The sequence below is a fragment of the Streptomyces sp. NPDC056061 genome (assembly GCF_042266885.1).
Classification (GTDB): domain Bacteria; phylum Actinomycetota; class Actinomycetes; order Streptomycetales; family Streptomycetaceae; genus Streptomyces.
Map to the genome: position 1 here is coordinate 289,935 of NZ_JBHJWQ010000008.1, position 15,784 is coordinate 305,718.

At 68.0% G+C, this 15,784-nt stretch carries 14 protein-coding genes, 1 tRNA gene and 1 pseudogene; 7 read left to right on the forward strand and 9 right to left on the reverse strand.

Features of this window, described 5'->3' with window-relative positions; genetic code table 11:
- Positions 1-4 precede the first annotated feature (4 nt).
- Complete coding sequence (locus tag ACFC79_RS15605; protein WP_376240125.1) at positions 5-325, reverse strand: (2Fe-2S)-binding protein; 321 nt, start codon at positions 323-325, stop codon at positions 5-7.
- On the reverse strand, positions 322-567 hold the full coding sequence (locus tag ACFC79_RS15610; RefSeq protein WP_376240128.1) for a hypothetical protein: 246 nt from the start codon (positions 565-567) through the stop codon (positions 322-324). The genes ACFC79_RS15605 and ACFC79_RS15610 overlap by 4 nt, the downstream gene beginning before the upstream one ends.
- A 131-nt stretch (positions 568-698) precedes the next feature.
- Between ACFC79_RS15610 and ACFC79_RS15615 the strand changes: the two genes are divergently transcribed.
- Entirely contained in the window at positions 699-1,685 is a 987-nt protein-coding gene (locus tag ACFC79_RS15615; RefSeq protein ID WP_376240130.1) for a helix-turn-helix transcriptional regulator, read from the forward strand.
- Between the two features lie 12 nt (positions 1,686-1,697).
- Here the strand turns inward: ACFC79_RS15615 and ACFC79_RS15620 are convergent, their stop codons facing one another.
- The 5 genes from ACFC79_RS15620 to dnaK form a co-directional block, all read right to left on the reverse strand.
- A complete protein-coding gene (locus ACFC79_RS15620) occupies positions 1,698-2,201 on the reverse strand; it encodes a hypothetical protein (RefSeq protein ID WP_376240133.1) in 504 nt (167 codons plus the stop codon).
- Positions 2,202-2,631: 430 nt separating this feature from the next.
- Positions 2,632-3,078, reverse strand: coding sequence for a heat shock protein transcriptional repressor HspR (locus ACFC79_RS15625; protein WP_376240135.1), 447 nt, complete (start codon positions 3,076-3,078; stop codon positions 2,632-2,634).
- 1 nt (position 3,079) lies between these two features.
- Entirely contained in the window at positions 3,080-4,267 is a 1,188-nt protein-coding gene (gene dnaJ / locus ACFC79_RS15630; RefSeq protein ID WP_376240137.1) for a molecular chaperone DnaJ, read from the reverse strand.
- A 93-nt stretch (positions 4,268-4,360) separates the two neighbouring features.
- Positions 4,361-4,999, reverse strand: a complete 639-nt coding sequence (grpE, locus tag ACFC79_RS15635; RefSeq protein WP_376240140.1) for a nucleotide exchange factor GrpE — start codon at positions 4,997-4,999, stop codon at positions 4,361-4,363.
- A complete protein-coding gene (gene dnaK / locus ACFC79_RS15640; protein ID WP_376240143.1) occupies positions 4,996-6,849 on the reverse strand; it encodes a molecular chaperone DnaK in 1,854 nt (617 codons plus the stop codon). The genes grpE and dnaK overlap by 4 nt, the downstream gene beginning before the upstream one ends.
- A gap of 263 nt (positions 6,850-7,112) precedes the next feature.
- On the opposite strand from dnaK, the gene ACFC79_RS15645 reads away from it, so the two are divergent.
- The 3 genes from ACFC79_RS15645 to ACFC79_RS15655 all read left to right on the forward strand — a co-directional run bounded on the left by ACFC79_RS15645 (position 7,113) and on the right by ACFC79_RS15655 (position 11,550).
- Positions 7,113-7,865: a sugar transferase gene (locus ACFC79_RS15645; protein WP_376240146.1), complete on the forward strand. Its 753-nt coding sequence runs from the start codon at positions 7,113-7,115 to the stop codon at positions 7,863-7,865.
- 119 nt (positions 7,866-7,984) lie between these two features.
- The gene (locus ACFC79_RS15650) at positions 7,985-10,252 is read left to right on the forward strand and encodes a (Fe-S)-binding protein (protein ID WP_376240149.1); all 2,268 of its coding nucleotides are present in this window, start codon (positions 7,985-7,987) and stop codon (positions 10,250-10,252) included.
- A 329-nt stretch (positions 10,253-10,581) separates the two neighbouring features.
- Positions 10,582-11,550 (forward strand): Yip1 family protein, encoded by a 969-nt coding sequence (locus tag ACFC79_RS15655; protein WP_376240151.1) that lies wholly within the window; start codon positions 10,582-10,584, stop codon positions 11,548-11,550.
- 513 nt (positions 11,551-12,063) lie between these two features.
- Here ACFC79_RS15655 and ACFC79_RS15660 read toward each other — a convergent pair.
- Both ACFC79_RS15660 and dcd read right to left on the reverse strand, forming a co-directional pair.
- Positions 12,064-12,564, reverse strand: coding sequence for a phosphoribosyltransferase (locus tag ACFC79_RS15660; RefSeq protein ID WP_376240153.1), 501 nt, complete (start codon positions 12,562-12,564; stop codon positions 12,064-12,066).
- 6 nt (positions 12,565-12,570) lie between these two features.
- On the reverse strand, positions 12,571-13,146 hold the full coding sequence (gene dcd / locus ACFC79_RS15665) for a dCTP deaminase (RefSeq protein WP_376240155.1): 576 nt from the start codon (positions 13,144-13,146) through the stop codon (positions 12,571-12,573).
- Between the two features lie 499 nt (positions 13,147-13,645).
- Between dcd and ACFC79_RS15670 the strand changes: the two genes are divergently transcribed.
- From ACFC79_RS15670 to ACFC79_RS15680, 3 genes and pseudogenes are all read left to right on the forward strand, one after another.
- Positions 13,646-13,719 (forward strand) — tRNA-Gly (locus ACFC79_RS15670).
- A 328-nt stretch (positions 13,720-14,047) separates the two neighbouring features.
- Positions 14,048-14,290: a hypothetical protein gene (locus ACFC79_RS15675; protein ID WP_376240158.1), complete on the forward strand. Its 243-nt coding sequence runs from the start codon at positions 14,048-14,050 to the stop codon at positions 14,288-14,290.
- 665 nt (positions 14,291-14,955) lie between these two features.
- Positions 14,956-15,696, forward strand: a pseudogene (locus ACFC79_RS15680) (PP2C family protein-serine/threonine phosphatase); the annotation flags it as partial.
- Positions 15,697-15,784: the final 88 nt, after the last annotated feature.

Consider the following 15,784-nt stretch of genomic DNA (forward strand, 5'->3'; position numbering starts at 1 on the left):
TCGCTCAGGCACTTCGGGGGGTGGCGGAAACGGTCTCGGGTTCGAACAGTTGGTGGTCCCGCCGGTCCAGGTTGACGAAGATCATGTCGTACCGGATCGCGCAGCGGACGGGCTGCGGCGCTCCGCGCGGTTTGCGCAGGCAACGGTAGGCGCGTACCTCGTCGTCCTCCTCGCGGGCGACGACGATGGGGTCGCCGAACAGGGTGACCATCAACGAGTCGCCGCAGCGGGGGACAGCGGTGACCAGATCGATGAAGTGCCAGCCCGACCGGTACGCGGTCGCCATCTCTCGCCGGAAGGTCCGGTCGTCCGGTGGGATGGTCATGCGCCCGCGGATTTCGCCGGGACGAGATCCCAAGCCAGGTCCGACGTCGTCACCTGCGCGCTCGTCAGCTTCGTCGGCACAAGATCCCAAGCCAGGTCCGGAGGCGCCACATCCTGGGCCCGCACCGTCGCCTTGCCCGTGGGCGCGCTGTCCCAAGCAAGGTCCAGGGTTCCGATCACCCCGAATGTCAGCCCGGCGGAGAAGGTCGCAGCAAGCACCGAGCGAAGCATCTTGTTACTCATAGTGGGCTTCGTCCTCACTTCCAAGGTTTCCTCTCCCCCGCATGACAAGACGATCGCTCATCGAGGCACGTCAATGCCACAGAAGCGATGCATCATGTTCCTGTAGATTCATGTTCCTGGGGGGTGGATAAATGGTTACAGGTGAAGCAAAAGCGACACATCCCCACCCTGTCAGTGCCCTGTGCGACGAGGGGGCGCGGCTGTACGCCAGTGCACTGAGTGTCGGCAAGATCGCTCGCAGCGAGGTGAAACTCGCCCCTTGTCTCCTGGAGTTCGCACTGCTGCACCCGGATCCCGACGACGCCGACTGGCTCAGACCGGTTCCTCCGTTCGCCGCGCTGACGCAACGACTGCATCCCATCGAGCGGGAGATCCTGGACCGTCGGCGCCTCTCGGTCGAACTGACGGAGGCGTTCGAGCCGTTCATGGCCATCAGCGCCCAGGCCCCGCCGACCACGCACGCGATCACGGTGCTCGAAGGCATCGACCGGATCAACGCGTCCATCGAACTCGCCCTGACCGAGTGCACGTCGGAGGTCCTCACGATCCAGCCCGGCGGGGGCCGCAGCGAGGACGCGCTCAACATCGCGATCGAGCGCGGGAACATCCTCACCCAGCGCGGCGTGGGCATGCGCACCCTCTACCAGCACACCGTCCGGCACAGCCACGGAACCCTCAGTTACGCGGAGCGCATGGCTGAGGGCAAGGTGGAGATCCGTACGCTCGAAGAGCTCATAGAACGACTCATGATCTTCGACAACACGGTTGCCTTCATTCCGGCCACGGACGACCGGAAGGTGGCGCTGGAGCTGCGGCACCCCGGCATCGTGGAGTACCTCAGCAGCGTCTTCGAGCAGTTCTGGCGGCGCGCGGTCCCGCTCCAGGAACAGGTCCCGTACGATGCCACGCTCGAAGGCATCTCCGGCGTACGGCATTCCATCGCGAAGCTCCTCGTCGAGGGACACGTCGACGAGGCCATCGCCCGGCGCCTCGGCATGAACGTGCGTACCTGCCGTGCCCACATCGCGAAACTCAGTGCCGCGCTCGGCAGCAACAGCCGTGCTCAGCTCGGCTACCTGATCGCCCGTTCGGGAATCCTGGAGGAGGAGCAGAGCTGACGACGGTACGGGTCACGCCGTCAGCGGCGCCCCGGCCCACCGGGCCAGCAGTTCCTCCCGCTCCGCGCGTCTCGGCGTGCCGTCCCGGTGGGCACGGCCCCAGGCGAGCAGGGCGGCCGGGGTGACCCGGCCGTCCACGTACGTGTCGAGCAACTCCTGCGACAGCCGGAACTCGGCGGGCGCGTAGGACGCGGCGGCCGAGTACGCGGTGAGCTCCACGTCCCCCTCGGGGGTTTCGAAGCGGACGAAAATCGCCGGGCCGTCGTCGATGCCCCCGAAGGCCACGGTGAACACGTTGTCCAGCAGTATCCCGGCCACCTTGCCCGCCGACGACCGCACCGGCGCACCGGCCACCGTCAGATGCCGGATGTCGTCCCAGGCCCACCGGCCGCTCTGATCCTCCCCGAGCCCGGTCAGGCCCTCCTCGGTGAGCAGGATGCCGGGACCGGGTTCGTTCGGCGGAGCGCCTATGTGGGCCGCGGTGTCGGTGATCCAGAAGAGGCCGACCATGGGCATGGATGACTTCCCAACATGTCGCCGGGCGGGCGGCCCCGACTCGGCGTTGTGTGCGGTGGACGTGGACGCGGGAGGGCGGGCCGGCCCCAGTATGGCAAGCCCGTGATCGAACCAGGCACGTTCCGGGCACGTTCCGGGCACGTTCCGGGCGGGGCCTGCCGCGGTGGTCACGGACCACGACGCACACGGCCGCGACGCACACGGCGGGAGGGCCGGGGAACCGATCCGTGGATCGGTTCCCCGGCCCTCCGTCACGTCTGTCCGCAGGCCGCCCCGCGCGTCCGGAACCGAGATGCCCGGCCCCTGCCGCCCGGTCCGCCGACCGCGCAGCCCGTCGGCCACCCGATCACCCGGTCACCCGGTCACCCGGTCACCCGGTCGGACGAAATCTCGGCCGGACGAAACCTCGACCACGCAGAACCTCGGCCGTTCAGTCCTTCGGCCGCTTGGGCCGCCAGACCACCAACGCGCCGGTCTGCTGCACGTCCTGGTACGGCACCAGATCGCGCCGGTACGAGGCGTGCACCTGGGCCTCGCGCTGCTGCATCGCCGCCGCCGCGCCGTCCACGGCCGCCGAGAGCTCGGCGACGCGCTGCTGGAGCGCGGCGACCTGGTTCTCCAGCTCGATGATGCGCTTGATACCGGCGAGGTTGATGCCCTCGTCCTGCGACAACTGCTGCACGGTGCGCAGCAGCTCGATGTCGCGGGCCGAGTAGCGTCTGCCGCGTCCGGCCGTGCGGTCCGGCGAGACCAGGCCGAGTCGGTCGTACTGGCGCAGTGTCTGCGGATGGAGACCTGAGAGCTGGGCCGCGATCGAGATCACGTACACCGGTGTCTCATCGGTCAGTTCGTACGGATTACGTCGTCGGCCGTCCACCTCAAGCTCCCTTCGCCGCCTGGAACAGCTCCGCCCGCGGATCGCTGCCCGCAGTCGCCTTCCGGTATGCCTCCAGTGCCTCCCTGGCCTCGGCGCCGAGGTCCTTGGGAACCGTCACCTCGACGGTGACCAGCAGGTCGCCCCGGGTGCCGTCCTTGCGGAACGCGCCCTTGCCGCGGGCGCGCATCGTGCGCCCGTTGGGCGTACCGGCCGGGAGTTTCAGGGTGACCGGCGGACCGCCGAGCGTGGGTACCTTCACCTCGCCGCCGAGCGCCGCCTCCGTGAAGTCGACGGGCACGGTGACCGTGAGATTGTCGCCCTTGCGTCCGAAGACCGGGTGGGCGTCGACATGGACCACGACGTACAGGTCGCCGGCCGGTCCGCCGCGCTCGCCCGGACCGCCCTTGCCGCGCAGCCGGATCCGCTGGCTGTCCGAGACGCCCGCCGGAATCCGGACCTGCATGGTCCGGGAGGACTTCGCCCGGCCGCTGCCCTTGCACACGTCGCAGGGGTCCTGGGCGATGAGGCCCCGGCCCTTGCAGTCCACGCAGGGGTCGGTGAGCGAGAAGCCGCCACCGGTGCCGCGCGACACCTGGCCGGTGCCGAGACAGGTCTGGCAGACCCTCGGGGTGCCGTTCTTGTCACCGGTGCCGGAGCACGCCTTGCAGGGCGCCTGGCTGGACATCCGCAACGGGACCGTGGCCCCCTCGACCGCCTCGCTGAAGCTGAGCGTCACCTCGGACTCGATGTCCTGGCCGCGGCGCGGCTGCACCCGCGTCCCCGAACCGCCCCGGTTGAACAGGCCGCCGAAGACGTCGCCCAGGCCGCCGCCACCACCGAAGCCGCCGGCCCCGCCGCCCTGGCCCCCGCCCTGCGCGCCGCCGAAGAGGTCGCCCAGGTCGAAGTTGAAATTGCCTCCGGCGCCTCCCGGTCCGGCACGGAACCCGCCGTTGCCGAAGAGGGCGCGCGCCTCGTCGTACTCCTTGCGCTTCTTGGCGTCACCGAGGATGTCGTTCGCCTCGGAGATCTCCTTGAAGCGCTCCTCCGCCTTGTCGTCACCCTTGTTGGCGTCCGGGTGGAACTCGCGGGCGAGCTTCCGGTACGCCTTCTTGATCTCGGCGTCGGTGGCGTCCTTGGGGACGCCGAGGACCTTGTAGTAGTCCTTCTCGACGAAGTCCTTCGTGCTCATCGACGTCCCTCCTTCCGGACGAACGGCCGTGCGACCGGCCCGTCGGCCGGTCGCATGGCCGGGCGGTGCGCCGCGAGGTGGTCAGACGGGATGTCAGACCTCCTCGGTGCCACCGCTCTCCTCGTCGGTTGCCTTCTCTTCCTTGGACGCGCCCGGCTGCGGCTCGGCCACCGCCACCCGCGCGGGGCGGATGGTGCGCTCGCCGATCCGATACCCCGGCTGCAGGATCGACACGCAGGTCGTCTCCGTGACGTCCGGCGCGTACGAGTGCATCAGGGCCTCGTGGATCGTCGGGTCGAAGGGCTCGCCCTCCTTGCCGAACTGCTGCAGGCCCAGCTTCGCGACGACCGTCTCCAGCGATTCGGCCACCGACTTGAACCCGCCCACCAGCTCGCCGTGGTCCCGGGCCCTGCCGACGTCGTCGAGCACGGGCAGCAGCTCGGACAGGATGTTCGCGACCGCGATCTCCTTGACCCCTGCCCGGTCCCGCTCGACGCGACGACGGTAGTTCTGGTACTCGGCCTGGAGCCGCTGGAGGTCGCCCGTGCGCTCGTTGAGCGCGGTGCGGACCTGGTCCAGCTGGGCCGTCAGGCCGACGGTCTCTACTGCGTCCCCGGCCGGGGACGCCTCTTCCTTCGAGGAGGAGGGGGCGTCCTTCGGCTCAGCTCCGTCAGGGGTGGCGCCGGAGGGGACGTCGGGCTTCTCCTCGAAGCCCGGAGTCTCCTCGCTCACACCGCACCGCCCTTCGTGTTCTTCTCGTCGTCCACGATCTCGGCGTCGACGACGTCGTCATCGGCCTTGCCCTGCTGGGCACCCGGCTGCGGGTCGCCCTGCGGGGCGCCGTCGGCCTGGGCACCGGCGTACATCGCCTGGCCCAGCTTCTGGGAGACGGCCGCGACCTTTTCGGTGGCGGTACGGATCTCGGCGGTGTCCTCGCCCTTGAGCTTCTCCTTCAGCTCGTTGACCGCGGTCTCCACCTCCGTCTTCACGTCGGCGGGGACCTTGTCCTCGTTGTCCTTGAGGAACTTCTCCGTCTGGTAGACGAGCTGCTCGCCCTGGTTGCGCGACTCGGCGGCCTCGCGGCGGCGGTGGTCCTCCTCCGCGTACTGCTCGGCCTCCTCACGCATCCGGTTGACCTCGTCCTTCGGCAGCGAGGAGCCGCCGGTGACGGTCATCTTCTGCTCCTTGCCGGTGCCGAGGTCCTTGGCGGTGACGTGCATGATGCCGTTGGCGTCGATGTCGAAGGAGACCTCGATCTGCGGGACACCGCGCGGGGCCGGCGGCAGGCCGGTCAGCTCGAACATGCCGAGCTTCTTGTTGTACGCCGCGATCTCGCGCTCGCCCTGGTAGACCTGGATCTGCACGGACGGCTGGTTGTCCTCGGCCGTCGTGAAGATCTCGGACCGCTTGGTCGGGATCGTGGTGTTGCGCTCGATGAGCTTGGTCATGATGCCGCCCTTGGTCTCGATACCGAGGGACAGCGGGGTGACGTCGAGCAGCAGGACGTCCTTGACCTCGCCCTTGAGGACACCGGCCTGGAGCGAGGCGCCGATGGCGACGACCTCGTCCGGGTTCACACCCTTGTTGGCCTCCTGGCCACCGGTCAGCTCCTTGACGAGCTCGGCGACGGCCGGCATACGGGTGGAGCCACCGACGAGAACGACGTGGTCGATCTCGGAGAGCTGGATGCCCGCGTCCTTGATGACGTTGTGGAACGGCGTCTTGCAGCGATCCAGCAGGTCGGCGGTCAGCTGCTGGAACTGCGAGCGCGTGAGCTTCTCGTCAAGGTGCAGCGGGCCCTCGGCGGACGCCGTGATGTAGGGCAGGTTGATCGTGGTCTCGGTCGAGGACGAGAGCTCGATCTTCGCCTTCTCCGCGGCCTCGCGGAGACGCTGGAGAGCCATCTTGTCCTTGGACAGGTCCACGCCGTGCCCGTTGGCGAACTGCTTGACCAGGTAGTCGACGACGCGCTGGTCCCAGTCGTCACCACCGAGGTGGTTGTCACCGTTGGTGGCCTTGACCTCGACGACGCCGTCACCGATCTCCAGCAGCGACACGTCGAAGGTGCCGCCACCGAGGTCGAAGACGAGGATCGTCTGGTCGTCCTTGTCGAGCCCGTAGGCCAGCGCGGCGGCCGTCGGCTCGTTGACGATGCGCAGGACGTTGAGGCCCGCGATCTCACCGGCCTCCTTGGTCGCCTGACGCTCGGAGTCGTTGAAGTACGCGGGAACGGTGATGACCGCGTCGGTCACCTTCTCGCCCAGGTACGACTCGGCGTCACGCTTCAGCTTCTGCAGGATGAAGGCGCTCATCTGCTGCGGGTTGAAGTTCTTGCCGTCCAGGTCGATCTTCCAGTCGGTGCCCATGTGGCGCTTGACCGACCGGATGGTCCTGTCGACGTTGGTCACAGCCTGGCGCTTGGCGACCTCGCCGACCAGCACCTCGCCGTTCTTCGCGAAGGCGACGACGGACGGCGTGGTCCTGGCGCCCTCTGCGTTGGTGATGACGGTGGGCTCGCCGCCTTCGAGAACGCTGACGACGGAGTTAGTCGTGCCCAGGTCGATGCCGACCGCACGTGCCATTTCAATTCCTCCAGCTTGCCTACTTGAGCGGAACTGACTCAAGGATGCATGACACATGCCCCAGTGTCAACAGAGTTGAGTCGCATCGACTCAACTATCGTGCACCCGCCCCACTCGCAGCCCGGAATCGGAGGCGACACCCACCCCTCCCGCACCCCGCTCACCGCCTCCACATCTTCGCTCCATGGGATCGTTCTGTCACAAAATGCCGTGAGCCGCTCAAAACCGGCACGCGATCCGCCCGAGCCAGTCAGGGACGAACGATGCAGACGCAGAACTGGACGCCACCACGAAGACGGAAACGACGACGGGCAGGGGCACGAGCACGCACAGGGGCGCGGACATGGGTCGGGGCAGGGCGGCCCGCGCCCCTTCTCGTACGCCCCCTCGGGGGACTCCCGCCCGTACGCCTTCCGGTGCGGCGCCCGTCGGCCGAGCGCGCCCTGGACCTGGCCCTCGGCTCGGTCCTGCTGGCCCTGACCGCTCCCGCACTCGCCGCGGCCGCCCTCGTCCTCGCGGCGCGACGGCCACCGGGCGGCATCGTCACCCGCTCACCCCGGATCGGCCTGGACGGCCGGATGTTCGTCCTGCGCACACTGCGCACCCGGCGGCTGCGGCTGGACGTGCTGTCCCGGCTGCCGCACGTCGTACGCGGAGACCTCTCGCTCGTCGGCCCGGAACCCCTGCCGCCGGAGGACGCCCCCCTCCCCGGCACCGCGCCCACCTCCACCACCACGACCACCACCGCCGCGGGCGCGGGACACTGGCGGCAGACGATCAAACCGGGCCTCATCGGCCTCGCACAGGTACGCTCGCGCTCCGGCATGCCGTGGGACGAGCCGGCCCTGCTCGATCTGCACTACGTCGAGCACCACGGGGTACGCCTCGACCTCGCCGTCCTGGCGGAGGCCGCCCGCATCCCGCTGCGCCGGGCGGTGCGCGGGCTCGCCGGCCCCGGCAAGGCGCACCTGAGCGACACAGATCACCGCAGGTGCGGCTACAGCGCTGCGGAATAAGTGGATAGTGTCAGCACAGACTGATTAAGTTACTGCTTAGTAGTTGTCAGTATTCACTTGTAGCCAGTATTCGCTTGTAGACGCTGGATCCCACCCTCGCAGGCCCGAGGAGCCCCCAAATGCAACTCGCCGCGATCATCGTGTCGCTGGTGCTGACTGTGGTCGGCGTTGCGCTCATCGCCCGAGCCGTCGCGCAGATCTACCGGTTTGTCACGCTCGGACAGCCGGTACCGGCAGGCAGCCGCACCGACAACCCGAAGCAGCGAACGATCACCCTGGTCAAGGAGTTCCTCGGCCATACCCGGATGAACCGGTGGGGCATCGTCGGCTTCGCGCACTGGTTCGTCGCCATCGGCTTCCTCACGCTGCCGCCCACGCTGCTCCAGGCGTACGGTCAGCTCTTCAAGGCCGACTGGGTGCTGCCGATCATCGGCGACTGGGCGCCGTTCGAGATGTACACCGAGTTCATCGGCCTGATGACGACGGTCGGCATCCTCGTGCTGATCGCCATCCGGCTGCTGAACCTGCCCTCACGGGCCGGCCGCAAGTCCCGCTTCGCGGGCTCCAAGGCGTGGCAGGCGTACTTCGTCGAGTACGTCATCCTCATCATCGGCCTGGCGATCCTCGCCCTGCGCGGTCTCGAAGGCGCGATCCACCACGTCGACGGCTACGAGGCCAGTTACTTCATCTCGTACCCCCTGGTCCTCACGTTCCAGGGCCTCACGCTCGGCACGCTGCAGAACCTCATCTACCTCGTCGCGGCGATCAAGATCGGCACCTCGCTCATCTGGATGATCACGGTCTCGCTCAACACCAACATGGGTGTGGCCTGGCACCGCTTCCTCGGCTTCCCGAACATCTGGTTCAAGCGGAACGCGGACGGCGCGACCGCGCTCGGCGCGCTCCAGCCGATGCTGTCGGGCGGCAAGGAGATCGACTGGGAGGACCCGGCCGACGACGCCGTCTTCGGTGTCTCACAGGTCGAGCAGTTCTCCTGGAAGGGCATCCTCGACTTCTCCACCTGCACCGAGTGCGGCCGCTGCCAGTCGCAGTGCCCGGCCTGGAACACGGGCAAGCCGCTCTCCCCGAAGCTCCTGATCATGTCCCTGCGCGACCACGCGCACGCCAAGGCCCCGTACCTGCTGGCCGGCGGCGGCAAGACCATGGAGGGCGAGGAGAAGGCGTCCGAGGAGCAGCTCAAGGACGTTCCGGCCGCGGCACTCGCGGAGGCCGAGCGTCCGCTGATCGGCACGGTCGAGGAGAACGGCGTCATCGACCCGGACGTGCTGTGGTCCTGCACCACCTGCGGCGCGTGCGTGGAGCAGTGCCCGGTCGACATCGAGCACATCGACCACATCGTCGACATGCGCCGCTACCAGGTGATGATCGAGTCCGCGTTCCCGTCCGAGGCGGGCACGATGCTCAAGAACCTGGAGAAGAAGGGCAACCCCTGGGGGCTGGCCAAGAAGCAGCGCGTCGAGTGGACCAAGGAGGTCGACTTCGAGGTCCCGATCGTCGGCAAGGACGTCGAGGACCTCACCGAGGTCGACTACCTGTACTGGGTCGGCTGCGCGGGAGCCCTGGAGGACCGCGCCAAGAAGACCACGAAGGCATTCGCGGAACTCCTTCACATCGCGGGCGTCAAGTTCGCGATCATGGGCGGCGACGAGAAGTGCACCGGTGACTCGGCCCGCCGCCTCGGCAACGAGCCGCTGTTCCAGCAGCTCGGCCAGGAAAACGTCGCGATGCTGAACATGGCGTTCGGCGAGGATGACGAGGACGACTCCACGAAGAAGGCGAAGGCGTCGAAGAAGATCGTCGCCACCTGCCCGCACTGCTTCAACACGATCGCGAACGAGTACCCGCAGCTCGGCGGCGAGTACGAGGTCATCCACCACACCCAGCTGCTCCAGCACCTCATCGACGAGGGCAGGCTGATCCCGGTGACCCCGGTCGAGGGCCTGATCACGTACCACGACCCCTGCTACCTGGGCCGGCACAACAAGATCTACACGCCGCCGCGCGAGATCATGGACAAGGTCCCCGGCCTGCGCCAGCAGGAGATGCACCGCCACAAGGAACGCGGCTTCTGCTGCGGCGCCGGTGGTGCCCGGATGTGGATGGAGGAGCGGATCGGCAAGCGCATCAACAACGAGCGCGTCGACGAGGCCCTGTCCCTGAACCCGGACATCGTCTCCACTGCCTGCCCGTTCTGCCTGGTCATGCTGACCGACTCGGTCAACGGCAAGAAGAACGACGGCAAGGCGAAGGAGTCGGTCCAGGTGGTCGACGTGTCGCAGCTGCTGCTGGACTCCGTGAAGACCCCGGCCGACCCGGCGGGCGACGCCGAGTCGGCGGACGCACCGGAGCCGGAGCCGGTGAAGTAGCCCGGAACGCCGCGTGCGACGGAAGCGGCCGGACCTGCCTCGGGGGCAGGACCGGCCGCTTCCGTCTTCCCGGACCGGGTACCCGGCCGTGGCACCACGCCCCACCACGTGCTCCCGGCCCGGGTACCGCTCCCACCACGTGCTCCCCGGCCGAGCACCGCCCGCACCCCATGGCGGAAAGCCTCGCGCACGCGCATCGGGCCGACCCCGGGAGTTCCCCCGTCACTCCCCCTGGGTGCCCCCTAGGGGATGTCACAGCTCGGCCGCAATGGCGGTCGGGTTTCCCCGGCCCTCTCACCGCACCCGCGCGGACCAGGTACGTTCGACGCGTGGCTGGATTCAGGATCGGACGCGGCCGGGACAACCGCACCCCGCAACAGGCGCAGCAGCAACCGCGGCAGCAGCCGTACGGCACACAGGCACCACCGCCGTACGGCCAACAGTCGTGGCCGCCGGCGGACGGCGCCGGCTCCCCGCCCCCGCCCCCGTACAACGGGGGCGGCTATGCCAACAACGGCGGCGGCTACCCCCACGGCGGGCACCACCAGGGCGGTCACCACGGCGGCGGCCACGGCGAACCGGAGTACTTCGGCGACCCGTACCCGCAGCAGCAGCCCCACCACCCCCACGGTGCCCCGCAACCGGGCGACCCGTACGCCAACTCGCCCGGTCACACCCAGGCGTTCAGCATCGGCGAGGACCCCTACGGCGACGGCAGCACCTACCAGGCCGGCCAGGCCCCCACCCCGCCCGCGGGCCCGCGGTTGCACTGGAAGGACCTGCTCACCGGCATCGTGCTGCGCCCGGGACCGACGTTCTGGCAGATGCGCGACTACCCGGTCTGGGGTCCGGCGCTGATCGTCACGTTCCTGTACGGCCTGCTCGCCCTCTTCGGCTTCGACCAGGCCCGGGAAGACGCGATCAACGCGACGATCTCCACGGCGGTGCCCTACGTCGTCGTCACGGGCGTCTGCTTCGTCATCGGCGGCCTGGTCCTCGGCGCGGTCACCCACACCCTCGCCCGCCAGCTCGGCGGCGACGGCTCCTGGCAGCCGACCGTGGGCCTCTCCATGCTGATCATGTCGATCACGGACGCCCCCCGCCTGATATTCGCCCTCTTCCTCGGCGGCGAGAACTCCCTGGTCCAGATCCTCGGCTGGGTCACCTGGCTGGCCTCGGCCGCCCTCTTCACCTCGATGGTGAGCAAGTCGCACGACCTGCCGTGGCCGAAGGCCCTGGGCGCGTCCGCGATCCAGTTGTTCGCGCTGCTGTCGCTCATCAAGCTCGGCACGATCTGACCGCACCCCGCGAACGGCCACGACCACACGGGCACAAACGCGGCCACGACCGCGCGGGCACAACCGCACAGGCACGAAACGCGGGCGCGTACACAACGGCCCCGGTACCGGACGAAGGTACCGGGGCCGTCCGCGCATCCGGCACCATTCGCCGAGAACGTCTTCGGCGCTACGGCGGTACCCGACGCGCGCCCGATACGTCCGGAGGAGAACCCGATACGTCCGGAGAAGAAACCGTCACGTCCGGGGAGACACGCCCGGTCCGCTCCGACACGAAGTGGGTACCCCTTCGGGATCTCCTCGTCCGGCCTGCCGCTCACCGCGACCGCCGTCGCCCGGGCGGAGAGGTCCTTCCCGACGGCGAGCATCGCCGCGTACCGATTCCGTCCGGTACACCGGCACGGCCACGGCCTGCCGCCGGGAAAGGACGGTGTTGATCGTCACCGTGCCACCCGGCCGCGCACCGGCCGGCTTGCACAACCGCTTGCATGACCGAGGGACGGGCCGCCGCCCTCAGGCGTCGAGAACCTGCCCGCTGCGGCGCACGACGGGCTTGTCCACACTCCACGGGAAGTTGATCCAGCGATCGGTCTTCTTCCACACGTATTCGCACTTCACCAGCGAGTGCGACTTCTCGTAGATGACCGCGCTGCGCACCTCGGCCACATGATCGATGCAGAAATCACGCACCAGCTTCAGCGTCTTCCCGGTATCGGCGACATCGTCGGCGATCAGGACCTTCTTGTCCGAGAAGTCGATGGCATTCGGAACGGGCGCCAGCATGACCGGCATTTCCAACGTGGTGCCCACACCGGTATAGAACTCGACATTCACCAGATGAATGTTCTTGCAGTCCAGGGCGTAGGCCAATCCACCCGCGACGAATACTCCACCGCGTGCAATGCTCAGCACGATGTCGGGCTCGTATCCGTCATCGGCAACGGTCTGCGCCAGCTCGCGCACGGCGTGCCCGAACACCTCGTACGTCAGGTTCTCCCGCACGTCATCACTCATCGCGCATCACACCTGGGTCCGGTGGAAGTTCTGGAACGAACGCGACGCGGTCGGCCCACGCTGGCCCTGGTACCGGGATCCGTACTTCTCGGAGCCGTACGGGAACTCGGCCGGCGAGCTCAACCGGAACATGCACAGCTGCCCGATCTTCATGCCCGGCCACAGCTTGATCGGCAGCGTAGCGAGATTCGACAGCTCCAACGTCACGTGCCCGGAAAAGCCGGGGTCGATGAATCCCGCCGTCGAATGCGTCACCAGGCCGAGCCGCCCCAGCGAGCTCTTCCCCTCCAGCCGCGAGGCGAGATCGTCCGGCAGCGAGATGACCTCGTACGTCGAAGCGAGCACGAACTCACCGGGATGCAGGATGAATGCCTCATCCCCGTCCGGCTCCACCATGCGCGTCAGGTCGACCTGCTCGACGGCCGGGTCGATATGCGGATAGCGGTGGTTCTCGAACACCCGGAAGTAGCGGTCGAGCCGCACATCGATGCTCGATGGCTGCACCATCGACGCATCGAAAGGATCAATGCGTACGCGTCCGGCGTCGATCTCGGCCCGGATGTCCTTGTCTGAGAGAAGCACGCCCCGAGGATACGCAGAACGCGCGGGCCCGCCCCAATCCGGGACCGCCCCGCGCGCCTGTCACCGCTCCCGCCGCGTTGCCGCGACCTCCGCTATCGCTGCCCGGCCACCACGGGCACGGCATGCCGCAACCGCGCGCAACGAGGACAGCGAATGAGCCGCCCGGGGCCGATCCGCGCGGCCCCGAGGTGCTGCATCGGGAACGAGGCGGTAGCGAAAACGTGCCCTTCGGCACAGCGGACGACGGTGCGCTCCATGGAGTCCATCAAGTCCCTTCCCCATCAAGCCGTGGACGAGAAAGCCACATTAGGGGATGAACGGGACGCCACTCCAGGCGGCACTCCGACACCCCACGCTACGCCCCCAACTCCCGCCCCCAGCACCCGCATCCACTCCCCCTCACTCCCTCCCGCGCAGCAAAAAAGACCCACGGCGACGCCGGGGCCCTGGCATGGGGTAGAGTATGGAACGCTGCACAACCGATCAATCGCTGTGCTTCGCGGGTGTAGTTTAATGGTAGAACATGAGCTTCCCAAGCTCAGAGCGCGAGTTCGATTCTCGTCACCCGCTCCATGACGAGGGCCCTGGTCGGAGACCAGGGCCTTGTTTGTTGTCTAGACCTCTCCGAGCCCGCGTGCCATTCGCGTGCCCCAACTCGCCGGAATTCCCTGCTCGGAGGGGGCGCGACGCACCACTTGCACCACCTGCCCGCCGGACCTTCTCAAATCACGAGACCCATTTCACGTGACCTGCGACACACGCCAGTCACGTCGCGCGATTTCGCTCCTACAAAACCGCCGTCGAATGGGCCCCGCTGGGCACGGCCCACAATCGACCGCTCGGCGAGTGAGTCCGCGAAAAGCGGCGCATCCTGTGGTGGTGGCGCTCGTTGCTCCGGGACATGAAGAAGATCATCCTGCTCGCTGCCCCGCCGCTCGCGATCGTCGGCATGGCGGCCCCGGCGCACGCCGACAACGACAGCGACTTCGGCAGCGGCGTCAACGCCGCCAACAACTGGAACTTCACCGAGTCCGTGGCGTGCCTGCAGGAAGTCGCCGCCGTGCCTGGTATCGGTGATTGGGTCGGTGACCACACCAACAACTGCAGCAACGGCAGCGTGATCAACCACGCCCTGGGAGGCTGAGAAACTGCGGGTGCCCCGCGCAGTCAGCGACGGCGGGGGGCCTGCACGAAACACCTGCAACGTCTGGGCGGAGACTTGCCGGAGGCCGTATCTGGGGACACCGACCCCTGCCCATGCCAGATGCATGCTCATGACTCCCCTGGTCGGAGGTCATCATGCTCATCGGCCACACCGCGGACACCGGCGCCCTTCGGGCCGGGGCGCCGCCGTCGGCACCGCAACTATTCGACGCCGACACCGCGAACCCCTGTACCGGCCGACCGCAGCCAGGTCGCGGGAGGAGGCCCCGTTTGAGCAGGGGACTATGCATGCCAACCGTTCTGACCGGGTGGGACATGCCGCCTCTGGCGTAATCGGCTCGTTGGGCCGGTTGGTGGTGTCAGGCTGTACGGGTTGATCACTGTCGTGCGAGGAGCCCTGTGCGTATGGGGCGTGTGAACGTTCTTTCGAGCGGATCGCCGTTGACTGCCCGCTGAATCCGAGTATGTCGGGGTGTGCGTCGGGTCGGGGGCACCGTGAGCCGGAATATGTGGCTGGGGTGCTGAAGGCGTCGGCGCCTAGAGGGACGGAGAAGCTGCTCCCCATCCAGGGTGGCACCGCCCGGCTCCACACAACCGACCGCCCACTGAATTCCCATGCCGCGACACGAAGGGATGCAAGCACCGATGTCCGACGGCGGGCGAAAGCCGAGCAAGTTCGGGGTGGACCGGTCGGAGGGGTTTGGTGAGCGGTTGCTGGGTGTGCTGCTGGACCGGACTCACGAGATGCCGCCGCAGTTGATCGCCCCGCTCGTTGCGGAAGAGGTGGCCAGGGTCGGTGGCCGGGACCTCTCGATTCTCTTGCAGGACTACGAACAAATGCTGCTGGTGCCGCTGCCGGGCCGGAGGCTGACGGTCGGTGACCCCGAACCGGTCGAGGGCTCACCCGCCGGCAAGGCGTTCCTGAGCCGCAAAACGGTAGAGGTACCGCAGGACGGCACCGTGCGCATGTATCTGCCACTGCTGGACGGCAGTGACCAGGTCGGGGCGATGGCCGTCACCCTGGACAGCGTCGATGACGATGACCGACGGTTGCTGCGCAGACTCGCCGGTTTGGTCGCCGACATGATCGTCACCAAGGACGCCTACACCGACCTGTTCTTCCAGGCCCGACGCAGCGCCCCGATGAGCGTGGCCGCGGAGATCCAGTGGTCGTCGCTGCCCCCGCTGTCGATGACTGTTCCGCAGGTTGAGGTGGCCGGAATCCTGGAGCCCGCGTACGACGTGGCCGGCGACAGTTTCGACTACGCCCTCAACGGCGACATCCTTCATGTGGCCATGATCGACGCGATGGGCCACGGCCTGGACGCGGCGACCATGGCGACGGTAGCCATCGGCGCCTATCGCCACACACGAAGGGCTGAGGTTCCCCCGCTGTGTGGGAGTGGATGACTAGCTGGTCATGGCGGGTTGACGTGGTTTCAGGTTCACTGGTTCGGTCGCTGCCTGGTCGGCG